The sequence below is a fragment of the Sinimarinibacterium flocculans genome (assembly GCF_003201205.1).
Lineage (GTDB): Bacteria > Pseudomonadota > Gammaproteobacteria > Nevskiales > Nevskiaceae > Solimonas > Solimonas flocculans.
Genome location: NZ_QICN01000002.1, coordinates 540,878 through 558,138, shown reverse-complemented (window position 1 = coordinate 558,138; position 17,261 = coordinate 540,878). Strand labels below are relative to the sequence as shown.

Annotated in this window: 14 protein-coding genes; 9 read left to right on the top strand and 5 right to left on the bottom strand. The window is 67.6% G+C overall.

From position 1 onward, the window contains the following. Positions 1–346: 346 nt before the first annotated feature. On the bottom strand, positions 347–2,878 hold the full coding sequence (locus C8D93_RS06295) for a TonB-dependent receptor (RefSeq protein ID WP_110264299.1): 2,532 nt from the start codon (positions 2,876–2,878) through the stop codon (positions 347–349). Between the two features lie 104 nt (positions 2,879–2,982). Between C8D93_RS06295 and C8D93_RS06290 the strand changes: the two genes are divergently transcribed. Continuing rightward, positions 2,983–3,834 (top strand): SDR family NAD(P)-dependent oxidoreductase, encoded by an 852-nt coding sequence (locus tag C8D93_RS06290; protein ID WP_110264298.1) that lies wholly within the window; start codon positions 2,983–2,985, stop codon positions 3,832–3,834. Positions 3,835–3,885: 51 nt separating this feature from the next. Here the strand turns inward: C8D93_RS06290 and C8D93_RS06285 are convergent, their stop codons facing one another. After that, positions 3,886–4,968 (bottom strand): 3-ketosteroid-9-alpha-monooxygenase, oxygenase component, encoded by a 1,083-nt coding sequence (locus C8D93_RS06285; protein WP_110264297.1) that lies wholly within the window; start codon positions 4,966–4,968, stop codon positions 3,886–3,888. 301 nt (positions 4,969–5,269) lie between these two features. On the opposite strand from C8D93_RS06285, the gene C8D93_RS06280 reads away from it, so the two are divergent. Further along, a complete protein-coding gene (locus C8D93_RS06280; protein WP_110264296.1) occupies positions 5,270–6,466 on the top strand; it encodes a flavin-dependent monooxygenase in 1,197 nt (398 codons plus the stop codon). A gap of 64 nt (positions 6,467–6,530) precedes the next feature. Beyond that, positions 6,531–8,261 (top strand): FAD-dependent oxidoreductase, encoded by a 1,731-nt coding sequence (locus C8D93_RS06275; protein ID WP_110264295.1) that lies wholly within the window; start codon positions 6,531–6,533, stop codon positions 8,259–8,261. Here C8D93_RS06275 and C8D93_RS06270 read toward each other — a convergent pair whose 3' ends face one another. Then, complete coding sequence (locus C8D93_RS06270; protein WP_110264294.1) at positions 8,262–8,813, bottom strand: NADPH-dependent FMN reductase; 552 nt, start codon at positions 8,811–8,813, stop codon at positions 8,262–8,264. A 51-nt stretch (positions 8,814–8,864) separates the two neighbouring features. Between C8D93_RS06270 and C8D93_RS06265 the strand changes: the two genes are divergently transcribed. Then, complete coding sequence (locus C8D93_RS06265; protein ID WP_245903830.1) at positions 8,865–10,112, top strand: MBL fold metallo-hydrolase; 1,248 nt, start codon at positions 8,865–8,867, stop codon at positions 10,110–10,112. On the opposite strand, the gene C8D93_RS06260 is transcribed toward C8D93_RS06265, so the two are convergent. Beyond that, positions 10,046–11,059 (bottom strand): glycosyltransferase family 2 protein, encoded by a 1,014-nt coding sequence (locus tag C8D93_RS06260; RefSeq protein WP_110264293.1) that lies wholly within the window; start codon positions 11,057–11,059, stop codon positions 10,046–10,048. The genes C8D93_RS06265 and C8D93_RS06260 overlap by 67 nt on opposite strands. Before the next feature lie 536 nt (positions 11,060–11,595). On the opposite strand from C8D93_RS06260, the gene C8D93_RS06255 reads away from it, so the two are divergent. Genes C8D93_RS06255 through C8D93_RS06235 form a run of 5 tightly spaced genes read left to right on the top strand, consistent with a single transcriptional unit; the run spans position 11,596 to position 16,553 of the window. Further along, positions 11,596–13,005, top strand: coding sequence for a c-type cytochrome (locus tag C8D93_RS06255; protein WP_110264292.1), 1,410 nt, complete (start codon positions 11,596–11,598; stop codon positions 13,003–13,005). After that, positions 13,005–14,798, top strand: a complete 1,794-nt coding sequence (locus tag C8D93_RS06250) for a cytochrome c oxidase subunit I (RefSeq protein ID WP_110264291.1) — start codon at positions 13,005–13,007, stop codon at positions 14,796–14,798. Before C8D93_RS06255 ends, C8D93_RS06250 begins: the two co-directional genes overlap by 1 nt. Next, a complete protein-coding gene (locus tag C8D93_RS06245; RefSeq protein WP_110264290.1) occupies positions 14,795–15,490 on the top strand; it encodes a cytochrome c oxidase subunit 3 in 696 nt (231 codons plus the stop codon). The genes C8D93_RS06250 and C8D93_RS06245 overlap by 4 nt, the downstream gene beginning before the upstream one ends. Positions 15,491–15,515: 25 nt before the next feature. Further along, on the top strand, positions 15,516–16,223 hold the full coding sequence (locus tag C8D93_RS06240; RefSeq protein WP_110264289.1) for a heme-copper oxidase subunit III family protein: 708 nt from the start codon (positions 15,516–15,518) through the stop codon (positions 16,221–16,223). Positions 16,224–16,232: 9 nt separating this feature from the next. Beyond that, positions 16,233–16,553: a cytochrome C oxidase subunit IV family protein gene (locus C8D93_RS06235; RefSeq protein WP_110264288.1), complete on the top strand. Its 321-nt coding sequence runs from the start codon at positions 16,233–16,235 to the stop codon at positions 16,551–16,553. Between the two features lie 52 nt (positions 16,554–16,605). Here C8D93_RS06235 and C8D93_RS06230 read toward each other — a convergent pair whose 3' ends face one another. Continuing rightward, on the bottom strand, positions 16,606–17,169 hold the full coding sequence (locus tag C8D93_RS06230; RefSeq protein ID WP_110264287.1) for an NAD/FAD-utilizing enzyme: 564 nt from the start codon (positions 17,167–17,169) through the stop codon (positions 16,606–16,608). Between the last annotated feature and the right edge of the window lie 92 nt (positions 17,170–17,261).

The following is a 17,261-nucleotide window of genomic DNA, read 5'->3' as shown; positions in this document are numbered from 1 at the left end:
AGCCCGCATTTCTCACAGGGTCGCCTTCGGTCCCCGCATCAGTATCGGAGTTCATTGAGGACTTCACGATGCGTCCACAAAACGAACTGTCGTAGGGATCGAAGGCTGATCGGCGCTGGCCTGTCTGCGGGGCCATGCGACGGCGACACGGTGTCTGCGCAGCAGCGGGTGCGGGAGCCGTCGCAGGCGCGCGCTCCCGCACCCGCCTCGCTGCGCTCGGGCACCGTGTCGCGCGCGCCTTGGGCTTCACTCAAGCCATGGAACAACCATGGCTTTCGCTCCAGCTCGGCGCCACTGGCCTCCTCGACCGACGGCCATCACTCGATCCCCCCATGAGAAATGCGGGCTAGCGGTACCGGTAGACCAGTTCGAGCCCGACATAACGCGGTTCGCCCCACACCACGGCGCGATCCGCGTGCGGGGTGTTGTCGATGGCCATCAGCGGATAGACCTTGTCGGCGATGTTGCGCGCCTGTACGGCGATGTCGAGCGTGCCGTTCTCGCCGAGACGCAGGCCGGCGGCGGTGATGCGCGCATTCCACAGGCCGTAGGCCGGTATCGAGGTCAGGCCGCGGCGATCCTCGGTGATCACCTGGCCCTGACGCTCGTCGGTGTAGTTGTACGAGACGAAGGCGCGCAGCTCGCCCCAGTCGTCCCGCCATGCCGTCCAGTCCGCAGCGAGCACGCCGCTGTGGCGCGGCGCCGACGTGAACGGGTACAGGTCGGCGACGTTGTTGCCGGACGGGTCGATGACCTCCTCGACCTCGGCGTCGAGGAAGGCATAGTCGGCCAGCAGGACCAGATCCGGCGTGACCAGCGCGGTCAGATCCAGCTCGATGCCGCGCATGCGCGCCTCGCCGGCATTGATCGTCTTGGTGTCGGAGATCGTGCCGGGAATCAGGAAGTTGATCTGCATGTCCTCGTAGTCGGCCTGGAAGGCGGCGACGTTCACGCGCAGGCGCCGGTCCAGCCACTCGCTCTTCATGCCGACCTCGAGGCTGTGCACGAACTCCGGTGCGAAGCCGTCGGTGAAGCCGGCGCCGTAGGCCGGGTCCGCCGTTGCGCCGGAGACGTTCGGGTCGCGCACGTTGAAGCCGCCGCTCTTGTACGACTCGACCGATTTGGCATAGACGTTCAGCGTGTCGTTGATGTCGTAGGCGACCACGAAGGACAGCGCATCGTCGTCGAACGCGCTCGACGCCGGCACGCGGTCGAACATCTCCGCCGACGACAGCGGCACGCCGACGCCGACGCCGTTGCTCTGCACTTCGAGATAGGTGTCGCTGATGCGGAACTTCTCCGCACGGCGTTCGTCGCGGGAGTGACGGTAGCCCGCGGTCAGGTGCAGGCGTTCCTCCAGCACCGGCGGCGTCCAGGTGGCCTGGCCGAAGGCGGCGAAGGCCTCGTTGTCGATGGTCCAGTCGAGATTGACGAAGTTGACCATCTTGACCAGTTCGATCCGGTTGAAGTCGACGCCGAGCAGGCCCAGCAGCGGATCGAGTTCCGGAAGCGAGGTCGACAGCTCGTCGAGCTGGTCCAGCGGGATCACCGAACTGAAGTTGTGGTTGAGGCGGTTGCGATCCTCGCGCCCCTGCTCGGTGAAGTGATAGGCGCCGACGACGTACTGCACCGAATCGTCGAACAGCCGTCCGGACAGCTGGATCTCGTGCGACCACTGCTCCTGCGTCACCGTCGGCACCACCAGCGGCGTCGGCCCGCCGTTGGCGGTCAGCGCCGCCGGGCCGTCGTAGACGTGCGTGTCGACACGGTAGTTCATCGAGCCGGCGCCGCCGCCGAGATCGGCGTACTGCCGGTCGCGCAGGTCGCGGTAGGCGCCGATGTACTTGAATTCCTGATCGCCGATCGGTGCCGTCAGCGTCAGCGCGTGGCCGTTGATGCGGGTGCCGGATTCTTCCATCGGCATGCCGGTCGCAAGCTGATCGAGCCTGCGCTCCGAGTAGACGCTCTGCGAGACCGCATACGGCTTGAACAGCTCGGCGGCACCCTTGTTGGTATTGGGCAGCAGCACCGGCTGGAACGCCGCGTTCACGTAGCGCATGTCGCTGTGGTCGTAGGCGTAGTCCGCGGTGAGCCACCAGGTCGGTGTCCAGCGCGCGCTCAGGCGTCCGGCGAACTCCTCGCGATCGCCGAAGTCACCGCCAGGCCCGGCGTTGTCGATGAAGCCGTCGCCGGTGCTGCCGAGCACGGCAATGCCGAAGGCCAGCGTGTCGCTGACCGGCAGGTTGAAACTGCTGCGCGCCGACAGCCGGTTGCGGTCGCCGCCGGTCAGCGCATGCGACATCGCAAAGCCGTCGAAATGCGGCTTGCGCGTGATCAGGTTGACCGCGCCGCCCGTCGTGTTGCGCCCGTAGAGCGTGCCCTGCGGACCGCGCAGCACCTCGATGCGTTCGAGGTCGGCCACGTCCAGTGCCAGCCCGACCGAGCGGGCGACGTAGACGCCGTCGACGTAGACGCCGACCGCCGGGTCCTGCGTGAGCTGTGCGTCGTTGATGCCGACACCGCGGATGAACAGGCGCAGCGTCGCGTTGTGCGTCGGGAACGGTTCCAGCGTCAGCCCGGGCACCTGGCTGCCGAGATCCTGCACGCCCTTGATACCCCGCTGTTCGATCGCCTCGGTGTTGAAGGCTTCGATCGAGATCGGCGTGTCCTGCAGGCTGGCGACACGCCGCTCGGCGGTGACGACGATTTCCTCCAGCGTCGCCGAGCGTGGCGGCGGAGCGGTCTCTGCCACGACCGGCTCGGCGGCCGCTTCGCGCAGCGGCTCCACCTCGATCAGTGCGTCCAGTCCATCCTGCGCGGTCGCGCCGCCGCAGACCGCCGCACACAGCACCGCTGCACTTGGCCCAAGTCTGTGCATGGTTTCTCCCCCGAGTAATGCCTGCACGCTATCCGCCCCCGAGGTGCGCGCCCTCGCGCAAATGGACGAGCCGGACGACGCACCGCCTGCGCGATGCTCCGGACATGCCGAAGGCGGAGCCCACGCTGCATTCCCGTGTCGCCCTGGTGACGGGCGCGTCGCGCGGAATCGGCCGTGCGATTGCCGTACGGCTCGCAGCGCACGGCGCGGCGGTCGTCGTCGCCAGCTCGCCGCGGTCGGTGGCACAGGCGCAGCAGGTGTGCGCGGCCATCGCCGATGCAGGCGGACGAGCGGCGTTCGTGAGCGCAGACCTGGCCGATCCGGCCGCGCGTGCCCGCCTGGCCGCGGAATCGCTTGCGGCCTTCGGGCACATCGACATCCTCGTCAACAATGCCGCCGGCATCAGCGCCTACGCACCGCCGAGCCGCATCGACGCCGCGGCGCGGCGGGCGATGTTCGAACTCGATTTCCACGCGCCGGTCGACCTCGCCCAGGCGCTGTTGCCGGCGATGCGCGAGCGCGCTTGGGGGCGGGTGGTCAACATCGGCAGCGACACCGTGCGGCAGCCGCCGATCCCCTACCCGGGGCCGGCGAAGCAGGTCCATGCGCTGGCCCTCTACGGCTGCGCCAAGGCGGCGCTGGAGCGCTACACGCAGGCGCTGGCGGCCGAGCTGCACGGCAGCGGCGTCTGCGCCAGTCTGGTCTCGCCGCACAAGATCGCGCGCAGCGAGAGCGCAGAAGCCGTCGTGCGGCAGTTGCAGGACATCCACCCGGACTGGGTCGAGCCGGTGGAAATGATGGCCGAGGCGGCGTACGCGCTGATCGGCACCGGGCTCAACGGCTGGTGCGGCAGCAGCCGCGCGCTGTTGCAACTGCTCCAGCAACCGTTGCGCGCCCTCGACGGCGCCCGCGTGCTCGGCGACGCGTTGACGCTGGATCGCGACCTGGCGCGCTGAAACGAAAACGCCGCGACCGTACGGCCGCGGCGTGTGATGCGGCCAGCGGACTCAGGCCGCCTTGCTCGCCGGCGCCGGCTCGATGCCGCGGGCATGGTGGATGCCCTCGACGCCCTTGAGCAGTTCCTCGCGCATTGCGCGCGGGTTGTAGAACTGCTTGTACCAGGCGCGCTGCTTGATGAACGGCCCATCGCCCTGCACGTACAGGCCCTTGATGTTCGGGCGCTTGTGCTTCCACACCTCGAAGTCCTGTGCGAACGCGGCGAGCGCCATTTCCTGGTACTGCCGCGCGATCGCGACGTCCTGCTCGTTGTACTGCGCGGCGCCGCTCGGCGACTTCACCATCAGACCGTGCCAGACGTAGGCGCTGCCGTCGTCGACCGGCGTGTGGGCGATGTAGATGTACGACTCGTGCGTGCCGACCATCTTCGTGATCAGGATGCTCGGGCCGGTGTACGTGGCCACGGTTTCCAGCATCGGGCCGTCGTCGGTCGTCAGCGTGCGGTGGCCGCCGCCCATGCGCTGCACCGCGACCTGGCCCTTGAACTCGTTCTCGAAATACTTGGTCAGCGAACCGTGGATCGGACCGAAGTGGGCGACGTCGGTGATGTTGTCGACGATCTCCTGCGTGTGGCAGTTGACGAGACCTAGGTCGTCGAAGGCGATCGGCACCCAGGCCGGGTCGTTGCACTCGGGAATCACCGGAATGTCGTAGTCGGGTTCGCCGCCTTCCGGGTCGTGCCAGACGAAGACCGCGCCCATGTGCTCCTCGACCTTCCACGACCGCACCTTCGCCTGCGGCGGAATCGGTCCGGGCGAGTAGGGAATCTGGTTGCACTTGCCATCCGGCCCGAAACGCCAGGCATGGTAGGGGCAGCGGATCGAGTCGCCCTCGACCGAACCGTCCATCGCCACGTACGAGGTCGAGTTGCGCGCCAGGTGCGTGCCCATGTGCGGGCAGTAGGCGTCGAGCAGGATCACCTTGCCGCTCTGCTTGCCGCGGTAGAGCGCGAATTCCTGGCCGAAGAATTTCACGCCCTGCGGCTTGTCGGTGACCTTGGCGCTCTCGGCGACCATGAACCATCCGCGCGGGAAGGTGAACTCGCCGAGTCCGTATTCCTGGGTTGTTGCCATCTCGTACTCCGCGGCCGGTGCAGCGACTGCGCCGCCGGCCTTCGTTGATATCGCTGGTGGGACCAAGCCCACGATGTCGGCGGCAGTGTGGGAAGCGCCCGGCGTGCCTACATCACCCGTTTGAGTGAACCTGCCGCTGCGCGGTGTCCTGCGACACACCACAGCTTGCGGATCGCGGCCCCGGCTACCCATTTCGGACGATGCTGCACGCAACCGTTTCTGTGAAAAAGCCGTACTCGAAGCTGCCCACTTTCGCCTATCGCGGCGGTGCGGCATCACACGCCGCCCCAAGGAGACCCGCATGTCCGCGACCGCCCAGAAAACCGCCGACCTGGTGACGCCGGAAATCCTCGTCCAGCGCGCCCGCGAGATGGTGCCGCAGCTCAAGGCGCGCGCCGCCCAGTGCGAGGCCGATCGCAAGGTGCCGGCCGAAACCGTCGCCGAGATGCAGGAGGCCGGCTTCTTCCGCGTGCTGCAGCCGAAGAAGTACGGCGGCTACGAGATGGACCCGCAGGTGTTCTACGACGTGTGCATGACGCTGGCCGAGGGCTGCATGTCGACGGCATGGATCTACGGCGTCATCGGCGTGCACAACTGGCAGATCGCGCTGTTCGATCCCCAGGCGGCCGAGGACGTGTTCGGCAAGGACACGAACACGCGTATCGCCTCGACCTACATGCCCAAGGGCCAGGTCACGCCGGTCGAGGGCGGCTTCCGTTTCTCCGGACGCTGGGGATTCTCCAGCGGCATCGATCACTGCGACTGGGTGTTCCTCGGCGGCCTGATCTTCACCGAAGGCCAGCCGCCGGAGTACCGCACCTTCCTGCTGCCGAAGTCCGACTACGAAGTGGTCGACACCTGGCACGTCATGGGCCTCAAGGGCACCGGCTCCAAGGACATCGTCGTCAAGGACGTGTTCGTGCCGGAGTACCGCACGCACAAGGCCAGCGACGGCTTCATGGGCACCAACCCCGGGCGCGAGACCTTCACCGCCGAGCTGTACAAGCTGCCGTTCGGGCAAATCTTCGTGCGCGCGGTGTCGTCGGCGGCGATCGGCGGTTTGCAGGGCGCGCTCGACACCTTCGTCGACTTCGCCAAGGTGCGCGTCGGCGACATGGGCAACAAGACCTCGGAGCAGGCCCCGGCGCAGCTCGCCGTGGCCGAGACTGCGGCGGCGGTCGACGAGATGAAGCTGGTGCTCAGGCGCAACTTCGATGTGCTGATGGGCAAGATCCGCGCCGGCCAGCCGCTCGACGACATCGCCCAGCGCCTGCACTTCCGCTTCCAGGCCTCGCAGGTGGTGGAACGCTGCGCGAAGCATGCCTACCAGCTGTTCTCGGCCTGCGGCGGGCGCGGCATCTTCCTGGACTTCCCGTTGCACCGCTACATGACCGACATCATGGCGGCGCGCGGCCACTACGCGAACAACCCCGAGCAGTTCGGCCGCAACTACGGCGGCGTGACGCTGGGCAAGGACAACACGGACTACTTCATCTAGACATCCTGTCCAAGACCCGGACATCCATGTCCGGGACTTTCAAAACAAGCGGGGACGGTTGCGCATGAGTCAGTCGAGTTGGGATCAGGAATACGACGTCGTCGTCGTCGGCTCCGGTGGCGGCGGCATGACCGCGGCGCTGGTGGCGCACGGGCACGGCCTCAAGAGTGTCGTCGTCGAGAAGTCGGACAAGTACGGCGGCACCAGCGCGGTGTCCGGCGGCGGCATCTGGATTCCGTGCAATGACGACATCGCCCGTACCGGCGGCAGCGACTCCTACGAGGAGGCGCTGACCTATCTCAAGCACGTCACCGGTGGCGAGGTGCCGCAGGCCCGCATCGAGGCCTATCTGCAGAACGCGCCGGAGATGGTGCGCTATCTCGCCCGCATGTTCGACGTGAAGTACGCCAACGTGCCCAAGTACCCGGACTACTACCCGAAGGCGCCGGGCGGCAAGGAAGGCTGGCGCTCGATGCAGCCGGCGGCGTTCGACGCCAAGCAGCTCGGCGAGGAGTTCGACAATCAGCGCGAGTCGTTCAAGGGCACGCTGCTGATGGGTCGCATCGCCATGGACCAGATCGAGGCGCACACGCTGTTCTCGCGCGGCCCCGGCTGGATCGGGCTGACGCTGAAGATGGTCTTCAAGTACTGGCTCGACATCGGCTGGCGACTGAAGACGCATCGCGATCGTCGTCAGGTGCTGGGCCAGGGCATGGTGTCGGCGCTGCGCTACGCGATGATGCGTAACGACGTGCCGCTGCAGTTGCAGACGGGACTCGAATCGCTGGTGGAGGAGAACGGTCGCGTCATCGGCGTCGTCGTCAGCCAGAACGGTCGCACGCTGCGCTATCGCGCGCGCCGTGGCGTCGTGCTCGCCTGCGGCGGCTTCGAATCCAACCCGCAGATGCGCGAGCAGTATCTCGCCAAACCGACTAAGGTCGAATGGACCGCGGCCCCGCCGATCAACCACGGCGACGGCATCCGTGCCGGCAGCGCGCTGGGGGCCAGGCTGCGGCACATGGACCTGGTCTGGGGTTCGCCGACGGTCAGCAAGCCGGGCGCGGCGCAGCAGATCACGCTGTTCGTCGAGCGCGGCATGCCGGGCTGTGTTGCGGTCAACCGGAAGGGCCTGCGCTTCGTCAACGAGGCTGCGGCCTATCCGGACTTCCGCAACGCGATGTACGAGGACGACGCCAAGGGCAACGGCTGCATCCCGGCCTGGCTGATCTTCGACGCGACTTTCCGCTACAAGTATCCGATGGGCATTTTCCTGCCCGGGCAGATCGAGCCGGACAGCAAGCTGCCGAAGGACTGGCTCGACAAGGTCTACTACCGTGCCGACTCGCTGGAGACGCTGTCGCAGAAGATCGGCGTCGACACGCAGAACCTGCTGCGCACGGTGGCGAAGATGAACGAGTACGCGCGCACCGGCGTCGACACCGAATTCCACAAGGGCGAGACCGCGATCGACACCTACTACAGCGATCCGTCGGTGAAGCCCAACACCTGCCTCGGACCCATCGTCAAGCCGCCGTTCTATGCGGTACCGATGTGGCCGGGCGAGATCGGCACCAAGGGCGGACTCGATGTCGACGAGACCGCCCGCGTACTGCGCGAGGACGGCAGCGCGATCGAAGGCCTGTACGCGATCGGCAACACCTCGGCCGCGGTGATGGGGCCGACCTATGCCGGTGCCGGCTCGACGCTGGGACCGGCGATGACCTTCGGCTACGTCGCCGCGCGCGACATGGCACAGGCGCAGGAGAAGCCGGCAGCAAGCCGCGCCGCGGCCTGATCAGCCCTTGCGCACGAACTCGACGTAGCCGCGCAGGAATTCCGCGAGCCGTTCGCGCGCATCCGCGTCGGCCAGCGTGCCGTCTTCGGCAAACGCCTTGCCGGCGCGCGCGAGCAACAGGCGGCCACCGCTGTAGTGGCGCGTGCCCAAGGCCTTGAGCACGGGCAGCCACGCGGATTGCGCCAGTACGGTGCCGAAGCCGCCGGGCGAGGCGCCGATGAGCGCGACCGGGCGATGGCCGAACACGACCTTGGTCTGCGCCGGCGGTCGCGACAGCCAGTCGATGGCGTTCTTGAACACGCCGGGGATGCCGTTGTTGTACTCGGGCGTGGCGAGGATCAGGCCGTCGCAGTCGCGGACCTTCGCCTGGAGGGCCTGCACGGCCGGCGGCAGACCGTCGGCGGCCTCGCTGTCGCCGTCGTAGAGCGGGATGCCGTGCAGCGTCGCGATCTCCAGGCGGGCATCCTCGACCAGATCGGCGGCGGCGCGCAGCAGCGCGGTGTTCAGCGAGGCCTTGCGCAGGCTGCCGGAAATGCCGAGCAGTTGGATCATGGGACTCTCCGTGTCGGTCCGGGCATGATGCCGCCGTCGGCGGAGCCATGCATGCTGCCGTGCGGGAACGACAACGAGAACGACGAGGAGAGCACGATGAATCGACGATGGCCGTGGATCTGCGCAGCACTGCTGCTGGCGGCCTGCTCGGGTTCCGATCCCGCCGGCGGGGTGGCGGGCGGCAACGTCGGCGACGTGCCGGCGGACGCGTGGCAGCCGCTGCCGCCGGCACCACGCCTCGGGCCCGAGGTGCTCGCGGCGCGCGAGGCCCTCCTCGGACCGGATGCGACCGATCCGTCCAAGGTCAAGCTCTGGTGGGTCGGCGTATCGAGCTTCGTCGCCTCCATGGGCGGTCACCTGTTCCTGTTCGACGCCTGGGAGCCGCTCGGGCTGCAGGCCGACTACGTGCCGATCGGTCGCGACGAACTGGCGGCGATCCGGCCCGAGGCGATCCTCGTCGGGCACGGCCACTTCGATCACGCAGCGGACGCCGGTCATGTCGCCGGTCTCAGCGGCGCAGCCCTGGTTGCCGGCGGGACGGTCTGCGCCACGGCGCGCGCGCGGGCCGCCGAACTGCCGGCGTCGGTGGATTTTCCGTGCCTGCTGCTCGGCGATCGCGATACGCCGGGGGTCGGCAGCGTGCGCTCGATCCGCATCTGGAGCGACCTGCCGCCGGTCACCGTGATCCAGCATCCGCATTCGGCGGCCGACCCCAGCGATCTGCTGACCGGCGGTCTGCCGCTGGTGTTCGTGCCGGAAATTCTCGTGTATCTCGAGAACCTGAACACCGACCCGCAGGAGACCGTGCGCTTCGTCGACTCGCTGTTCGACGACGGCCTCGTCGGCCAGCCCGAAGGCGGTACGTGGATGTACCAGCTGCGCGTCGGCGACTTCAGCCTGTTGTGGCACGACTCGACCGGCCCCATCGGCGACGACGAAGTCGGCGAGACGGTGCGCGAGGCGCTGGCCGCGTTGCCGGACTGCGTCGACGTGCAGGCCGGGGCGATCGTCGGTTTCGGCATGGTCACCAGCGGCCTGCGCGATTCACTGGCCTATGTCGATGCTGCGCGGCCGCAGCTCAGCATTCCCAGCCATCACGACGCCTGGGCGCCGGTGGTCGGTGGCGGCGCCTCGGCCTACGAGACGCAGTGGCGCAACGCGCTCGCGACGCTGCCCCATCCGCCGGAACTCGATTACCTGCGCGATCCGCAGGACTACCTGGTGCCGCGGGTCTACGACATCGACGATCCGCGCTGGAAATCGCCAGCGGCCGGCTCGCGCTGTGCGGGCGGTCGCTGATCCGCGCGCCGCTGCGCGGCGAGCACCCAGCAATCGCGCAGCCATTTGAGGGTGCCAGGCACGAGGCCGGCAAGCAGCCAGCCCTTGTGCCGCATCTCGCGCCACAGCGCACGCAGGCCGGCGCCGGACGCGAGCGCATGGCGGACGTAGCGCACGTGGGCGCCGTAGCGCGCCGCCATGCCGTAGGCGACGGTGTAGCGATTGGCGTCCTCGCGGAAATAGAGCCGCAGGCCGCGCGGCGAGCGTCGTCTCAGGTCGCGGACGCGGGCCGACAGGCCGTCCTGCTGGTAGTCGAACAGCTGGAATACCTCGTCGAGATAGCGGGTGCGGTAGTCCAGGGCGAGACGCTTGAGCACGAAGGACTCGCGCATGAACGGTTCGCCGGCGAACACCGGAAACGGATGCTGCAGCAGCAGGTCGCGTCGGTAGGCGCCGGGCTTGTCGCCGCCGATGCGCCGGCCGAGCTTGAGTTCCAGATGGTCGGCGTCCCAGATCGCGGCCGGATAGCGGTCGCCCACGAGCCTGCCGCTGCGCCAGTGCACGCCGTGCCCGGCGATGCCGCAGTACATCGCCCGTCGCGACGACGGGATCGCGTGCCAGGCCCGCGCTAGGCGCGTCAGGCTGTCCGGCAGCAGCAGGTCGTCCGAACCGAGCACGACGACTAGCTCGCCGAGCGCTGCGGCGACGCCGCTGTTGTAGGCCGCGTGCACGCCGGCGTGTGCCTGACGCAGCCATCGCAGCGGCTGATCGCGGCGCCGGCTCCAGCGCAGCGCCGCTGCGAGGCTGCCGTCCGTGGAGCCGTCGTCGACCAGCAGGATCTCGAAATCTCGCCAGCCCTGGGCGGCGACGCTGTCGAGGGCGCGCAGCAGCAGGCGCGCCCGGTTGTACGTCGGGATCAGGACGGTGAACAGCGGCGGTGGTGCGGTGTGCGCGGACTCGGCGTGCATGCGGGCTCCCGCTGGGATGTGCGCAGTCGTGCGCAAAAGGCGTGCATTCCCGCACCGACGATTGCCATCACGCGCTGTACGCGATCGACGCGCCGTTGACGGCGCTTCCTCGCACGTCGCCGTGTCGTCCGTCGGGGTGGCGCACCCTGCGGGCACGCCAAGCCACGGCCCGTCTGCGATTGCGGGCGTTCGCCGATTTCCGACGCGGCATCGTCGGCCGCTGCGGCCGTGTCGGGCGGCGTCCGGGCTTGTGTCCGTCGGTGATTTGAGGCAACACTAGTTCCGCGCGCGGTTGAGGAGCCGCGACGCACGCCCACGGAACAGCGCCGGGGGTACCGATGAATGCGTTGACACATCCGGCCGGTTTCGCCGGCCCGTCATCACGCACACCCGCGGCATCGGCCGCGGATGCCGGCCCTCCTCGTGCCGACGTTTTCCCCGTCTCACCGCAACTGCCGCCCGTCGAGCGGCGCCGTGCGTTCATGCGCGCGCGTCGTCGCATGCGCGTCGCGGCGACTGCGCAAGGAGGGTGCTGAATGGCCATCGCCATCGCCTTGATCCTGCTGCTGGCCGGCTCGATCCTGTTCCACTTCCTCAGTCCGTGGCAGCTCACGCCGCTGGCGTCGAACTGGGGCTCGATCGACGACACCATCGGCATCACCTTCTGGGTCACCGGCTTCGTCTTCGTCGCGGTGAACGTGTTCATGGCCTGGGCGATCGTGCGCTATCGATGGCGCGCGGACCGGCGAGCCGAATACGAGCCCGAGAACAAGAAGCTGGAGTGGTGGCTGATCGGCGTGACCACCGTCGGCATCGCCGCGCTGCTGGCGCCGGGACTGTTCGTCTGGGCCAGCTACGTGACGGTGCCGGACGATGCGCACGAGGTCGAGGTCGTCGGCCAGCAATGGCACTGGGGTTTCCGCTTTCCGGGCGAAGACGGCAGCTTCGGTCGCGTCGATACGCGCCTGGTGACCGGCGACAACCCGTTCGGGATGGATGCGAGCGATCCGGCCGGTCACGACGATGTGCTCGTGCACGGCTCGCGCGTACGGTTGCCGGTGGATCGCCCGGTCAAGGCGCTGCTGCGTTCGCGCGACGTGCTGCACAACTTCCAGGTCGCGCAGTTCCGCGCCAAGATGGATCTGGTGCCGGGCCAGCTGTCCTACCTGTGGGTGACCCCCACGCGCACCGGCGAATTCGAGATCCTCTGCGCCGAGCTGTGCGGTATCGGTCACTTCGCGATGCGCGGCATGGTCGAGGTGGTCGAGCCCGAGGTCTTCGAGCAGTGGCTGGCGGCGCAGCCGACCTATGCCAGCGAGCTGGCGCGGGCCGCGCCGGATGCCGCGGCCGGCAAGGCGTTGTACACGCCCTGTGCCGCGTGCCACGGCGCGGAGGGCCAGGGCAATGTGCAGATGAATGCGCCGCGGCTGGCCGGGCAGGACGCCTGGTACCTGATCCGGCAGCTCGAATACTTCAAGGCCGGCGCGCGGGGCGCGCATCCGGACGACACCCACGGACAGCAGATGCGGGCCTTCGCGGGCATGCTCGCCGACCGTGCGGCGATGGCCGACCTGGCGGCCTACGTCGAGACCTTCCCGGAGCCGCCGCCGGTCATCAGCATCGACGGCAATCCGCAGCGTGGCGCACGCGTGTGGCGCAACTGCGGCGCCTGCCACGGCAGCGAAGGCCAGGGCCTGCAGGCCACGCAGGCCCCGCGGCTCGCAGGGCAGGACGACTGGTACCTGGAACGCCAGCTCGAGAACTTCCGCCGCGGCATCCGCGGCCGCCACCCCGGCGATGCCTACGGCTGGCAGATGGCCGAGATGGCGAAGCTGCTGCGCGACGACGACGCGACCCGCGATCTGATCGCGCACATCAACACGCTCGCGCTCGCCGCCGCGCCGGCACCTGCAGACCCGACCGCGCTTGCCCGGAGGACCGACTGATGGCCCACAGCATCTACGACGCCGTCTCGACTGCGCCGCCCGCCGAAGGGCCGGAGATGGAGCTGCCGCCGCATGCGCACAGCTTCATCGGCAAGTACGTCTTCTGCCAGGACGCCAAGGTCATCGCGATCCAGTACGCGATCACCGCCACCGCGATCGGCCTCGTCGCGCTGGCGCTGTCGATCGTCATGCGCCTGCAGCTCGGCTTTCCCGACAGCTTCTCGCTGATCGACCCGAGCAACTACCTGCAGGCGGTGTCGATGCACGGGATGATCATGGTGGTCTACCTGCTGACGGCATTGTTCCTCGGCGGCTTCGGCAACTACCTGATCCCGCTGATGGTTGGCGCGCGCGACATGGTGTTCCCGTGGCTCAACATGATGAGCTTCTGGATCTACCTGCTGGCGGTACTGGTGCTGGTGGCCAGCTTCTTCGCGCCCGGCGGACCGACCGGCGGCGGCTGGACGCTGTATCCGCCGCAGGTGGTGAGTCCCGGCACCCCCGGGGTCGGCGGCGGCATCATCCTGATGCTGGTCTCGCTGGGCCTGTTCATCATCGGCTTCACGATGGGCGGCCTGAACTACGTCGTCACCGTGCTGCAGGCGCGTACGCGCGGCATGACGCTGATGCGCATGCCGCTGACGGTCTGGGGCATCTTCATGGCGACGGTGCTGGCGCTGCTGGCGTTCCCGGCGCTGTTCGTCGCGGCGCTGATGATGCTGCTCGACCACACCATCGGCACCAGCTTCTTTTTGCCGTCGATGCTCAATCTCGGCGAGCAGTCCGAACACTCGGGCGGCAGCCCGCTGCTGTTCCAGCACCTGTTCTGGTTCTTCGGCCACCCGGAGGTCTACATCGTCGCGCTGCCGGCCTTCGGCATCGTCTCCGACCTGATCGCCACGCACGCACGCCGCAACATCTTCGGCTACCGCATGATGGTCTGGGCGATCATCGCCATCGGCGCGCTGAGCTTCGTCGTCTGGGCGCACCACATGTACGTCAGCGGCATGAACCCGTACTTCGGTTTCCTGTTCGCGACGACGACGCTGATCATCGCCGTGCCCACCGCGATCAAGGTCTACAACTGGGTGCTGACGCTGTGGCGCGGCAACATCCGGCTCACGGTGCCGATGCTGTTCGCGATCGGCTTCATCTTCACCTTCGTCAACGGCGGTCTCACCGGCCTGTTCCTCGGCAATGTCACCGTCGACGTGCCGCTGTCCGACACCTACTTCGTCGTTGCCCACTTCCACATGGTGATGGCCGTGGCGCCGATCATGGTGATCTTCGGTGCGATCTATCACTGGTACCCGAAGATCACCGGCAGGATGTTCAACGAGACCGCCGGCAAGATCCATTTCTGGATGACCTTCCTCGGCACCTACGCGATCTACTACCCGATGCACTACATCGGCTTCGAGGGCGTGCCGCGGCGCTACTACGCCTACGGCGAAACCGCCTTCATTTCCGATTCGGTGCAGACGCTCAATGCCTTCATCACCATCGCCGCCATCGTCGTCGCGGTGACACAGATCCTGTTCATCTTCAATCTGGTCTGGAGCTGGCTCTACGGCGACGAGGCCGATCCGAATCCGTGGAAGGCGACCACGCTGGAGTGGCAGACGCCGCACAACCCGCCGCAGCACGGCAACTTCGGGCCCGAGCTGCCGGTCGTGTATCGCTGGCCCTACGACTACAGCGTGCCGGGGGCGAAGGACGACTTCATCCCGCAGAACGTGCCGCCGGAGCAGGTCGAGATGCTTCCGGGGTACGCACCGGCGGCGAAGTCATGACGATCACGCTCGCCTTTCTCGCGCTGCTGATGGCGGCGTTCGCCGGCTGGCTCGTGCGCCAGTCGGTCGGCGTGCAGCCCTGGATCGCCGACTCGCAGACCGCGGCCTTGCCGCCGCAGCAGGTGTCGTTGACCGCATCGCCGGTCGGGCTGGCGGTGTTCCTCGCCGTGGTCACGTCGGTCTTCGGTCTCACCATCAGCGCCTACGTCATGCGCATGGCCGCGGCGCCGGAGTGGGACTTCCTGCCGCAGCCGCCCTTGCTGTGGATCAACGGTGCGCTGCTGGTGCTGGCGAGTCTGGCGCTGCAGACGGCATGGTCTGCGGCGCGACAGGCCAACGCGCAGCGCTTCGCACAGTCGCTCGGCTTCGGCGCAGCCTGCACGGTGGCCTTCATCGCCGGGCAGGTATTGCTGTGGCGCGAGCTGTCCGGTGCCGGCTACAGCATGGCGCGTTATGTCGGCAGCGCCTTCTTCGTGCTGATGGGCGCCCTGCACGCCCTGCACATGCTCGGCGGGCTCTACGCGCTGCTGCGCGTCGTGCTGCGCCTGCAGCGCGGCGTGGCGCTGCCGCAGGTGCGCGAGGCCGTGGGCCTGTGCGCGATCTACTGGCACTACCTGCTGCTGGTCTGGGCGGTGCTGTTCACGGTGCTGTTCGTCGGCGCCGAGCCGCTCTACGCCTGGTGCCGAAGCTGAGGACGGTCGTCCGAGGAGAAATGCCATGAACCAGGTTCCGGCCACTTCCGCACTGCAGCCCGGCGTCAGCGGTCTGACATCGGACTTCGCGTCCGACCAGAGCGCCTTCAAGAAGGTGCCCTGGGGCAAGGCGATGATGTGGATCTTCCTGCTGTCGGACACCTTCGTGTTCGCGTGCTTCCTCATCAGCTACATGACGGCACGGGCCTCGACGACGGTGGACTGGCCGAACGCGAGCATCGTCTTCGGCCTGCACGTCGGCGAGACCAACGTGCCGCTGCTGCTGATCGCCATCATGACCTTCGTGCTGATCAGTTCCAGCGGCACGATGGCGCTGGCGGTGAAGTACGGCTACGAAAAGAACCGGAGCAAGACCGCGACGCTGCTGGTGCTGACGGCACTGCTCGGCGCCACCTTCGTCGGCATGCAGGCCTTCGAGTGGACCAAGCTGATCAGCGAGGGCGTTCGGCCCTGGGGCAATCCCTGGGGCGCGCCGCAGTTCGGCGCCGCCTTCTTCATGATCACGGGCTTCCACGGCACCCACGTGACCATCGGCGTGATCTTCCTGATCGTCATGGCGACCAAGGTCATCCGCGGTGCGCTCGACGATCAGCGACCGGGATTTCTCACCGGGCGCAAGGGCCGCTACGAGATGGTCGAGACCCTGGGCCTGTACTGGCACTTCGTCGATCTGGTGTGGGTCTTCATCTTCGCGTTCTTTTACCTCTGGTAGGAGGCAGCCATGGCACACGACCAAGCGCAGCAGCAGCATCCGCTGAGCACCTACCTGTGGATCTGGGGCCTGCTGTTCGTCCTCAGCGTGCTGTCGTACATGGTCGACTACGTCGGCTTCGAAGGACTGCTGCGCTGGTCGCTGATCTGCCTGTTCATGCTGCTCAAGGCCGGCCTGATCATCGCCGTGTTCATGCACATGATGTGGGAGCGCATGGCGATCGCCTGCGCGATCCTGATCCCGCCCGGCGTGCTCATCGTGTTCATGGGCCTGATGGCGATCGAGTCGAACTACACCCTGATCGCGCGACTGCGCTTCCTGCTGAACTGACGCGCACGAAAAACCCGCGCGCCGCAAGGACGCGCGGGTTCGCCGGCTGCGACTACGGGAATGTCCGGGTGAAGAACCGGGTGAGGCGGTGCTGCCCGAAGACGATCCAGCTCGGCGCTCCTGCTGCGGTTCCGGCTGCCGCCAGGCGCGGGTGCTTCCTGACCACGCTCTCGAGGATCTTCGCCTGCTCGGGTTCGAGATCGACGAAGAACACGTGCTTGCCTTCCTCGAGCGCCTTGCTGAAGTGCTTGAAATGCACGTTCGGCGTCTGCAGTCCGATGAAGCCGCCTTCCCAGGTGCAGAAGCCGAGCAGGACGACCGCCAGGAAGATGAACGGCACCCAGCCGGCTGCGGTCTCGGTCCAGCCGGCGCTCCACGCCACGCCCAGCACCAGGATCGCCGCGCAGGCCCCGAGCGCGAGGCCGATCAGGCCGGAATGGATCACGTCCTTCTTCATGAAGGATGTCACCTGGTGCAGGTGATGATGCTCGTCCGCGGAGCGGTCGTCGTTGGTCAGCAGGTGAATCTGCGGCGTGACGACGCCGGCGCTTTCCAGCTCTTCCTCGAGGTGTTCGAGATCGTCGAGATCGTCGCTCAGGAAGAAGTAACGGGTCATTTTCATCGCAGTCTCCTCTCTGGTCGCCGTGCTGCCACAGCGGCCGGGGCCTGGATGAGCGGGCTACTCGTCGCAGGCCTGCAACCGTGCAG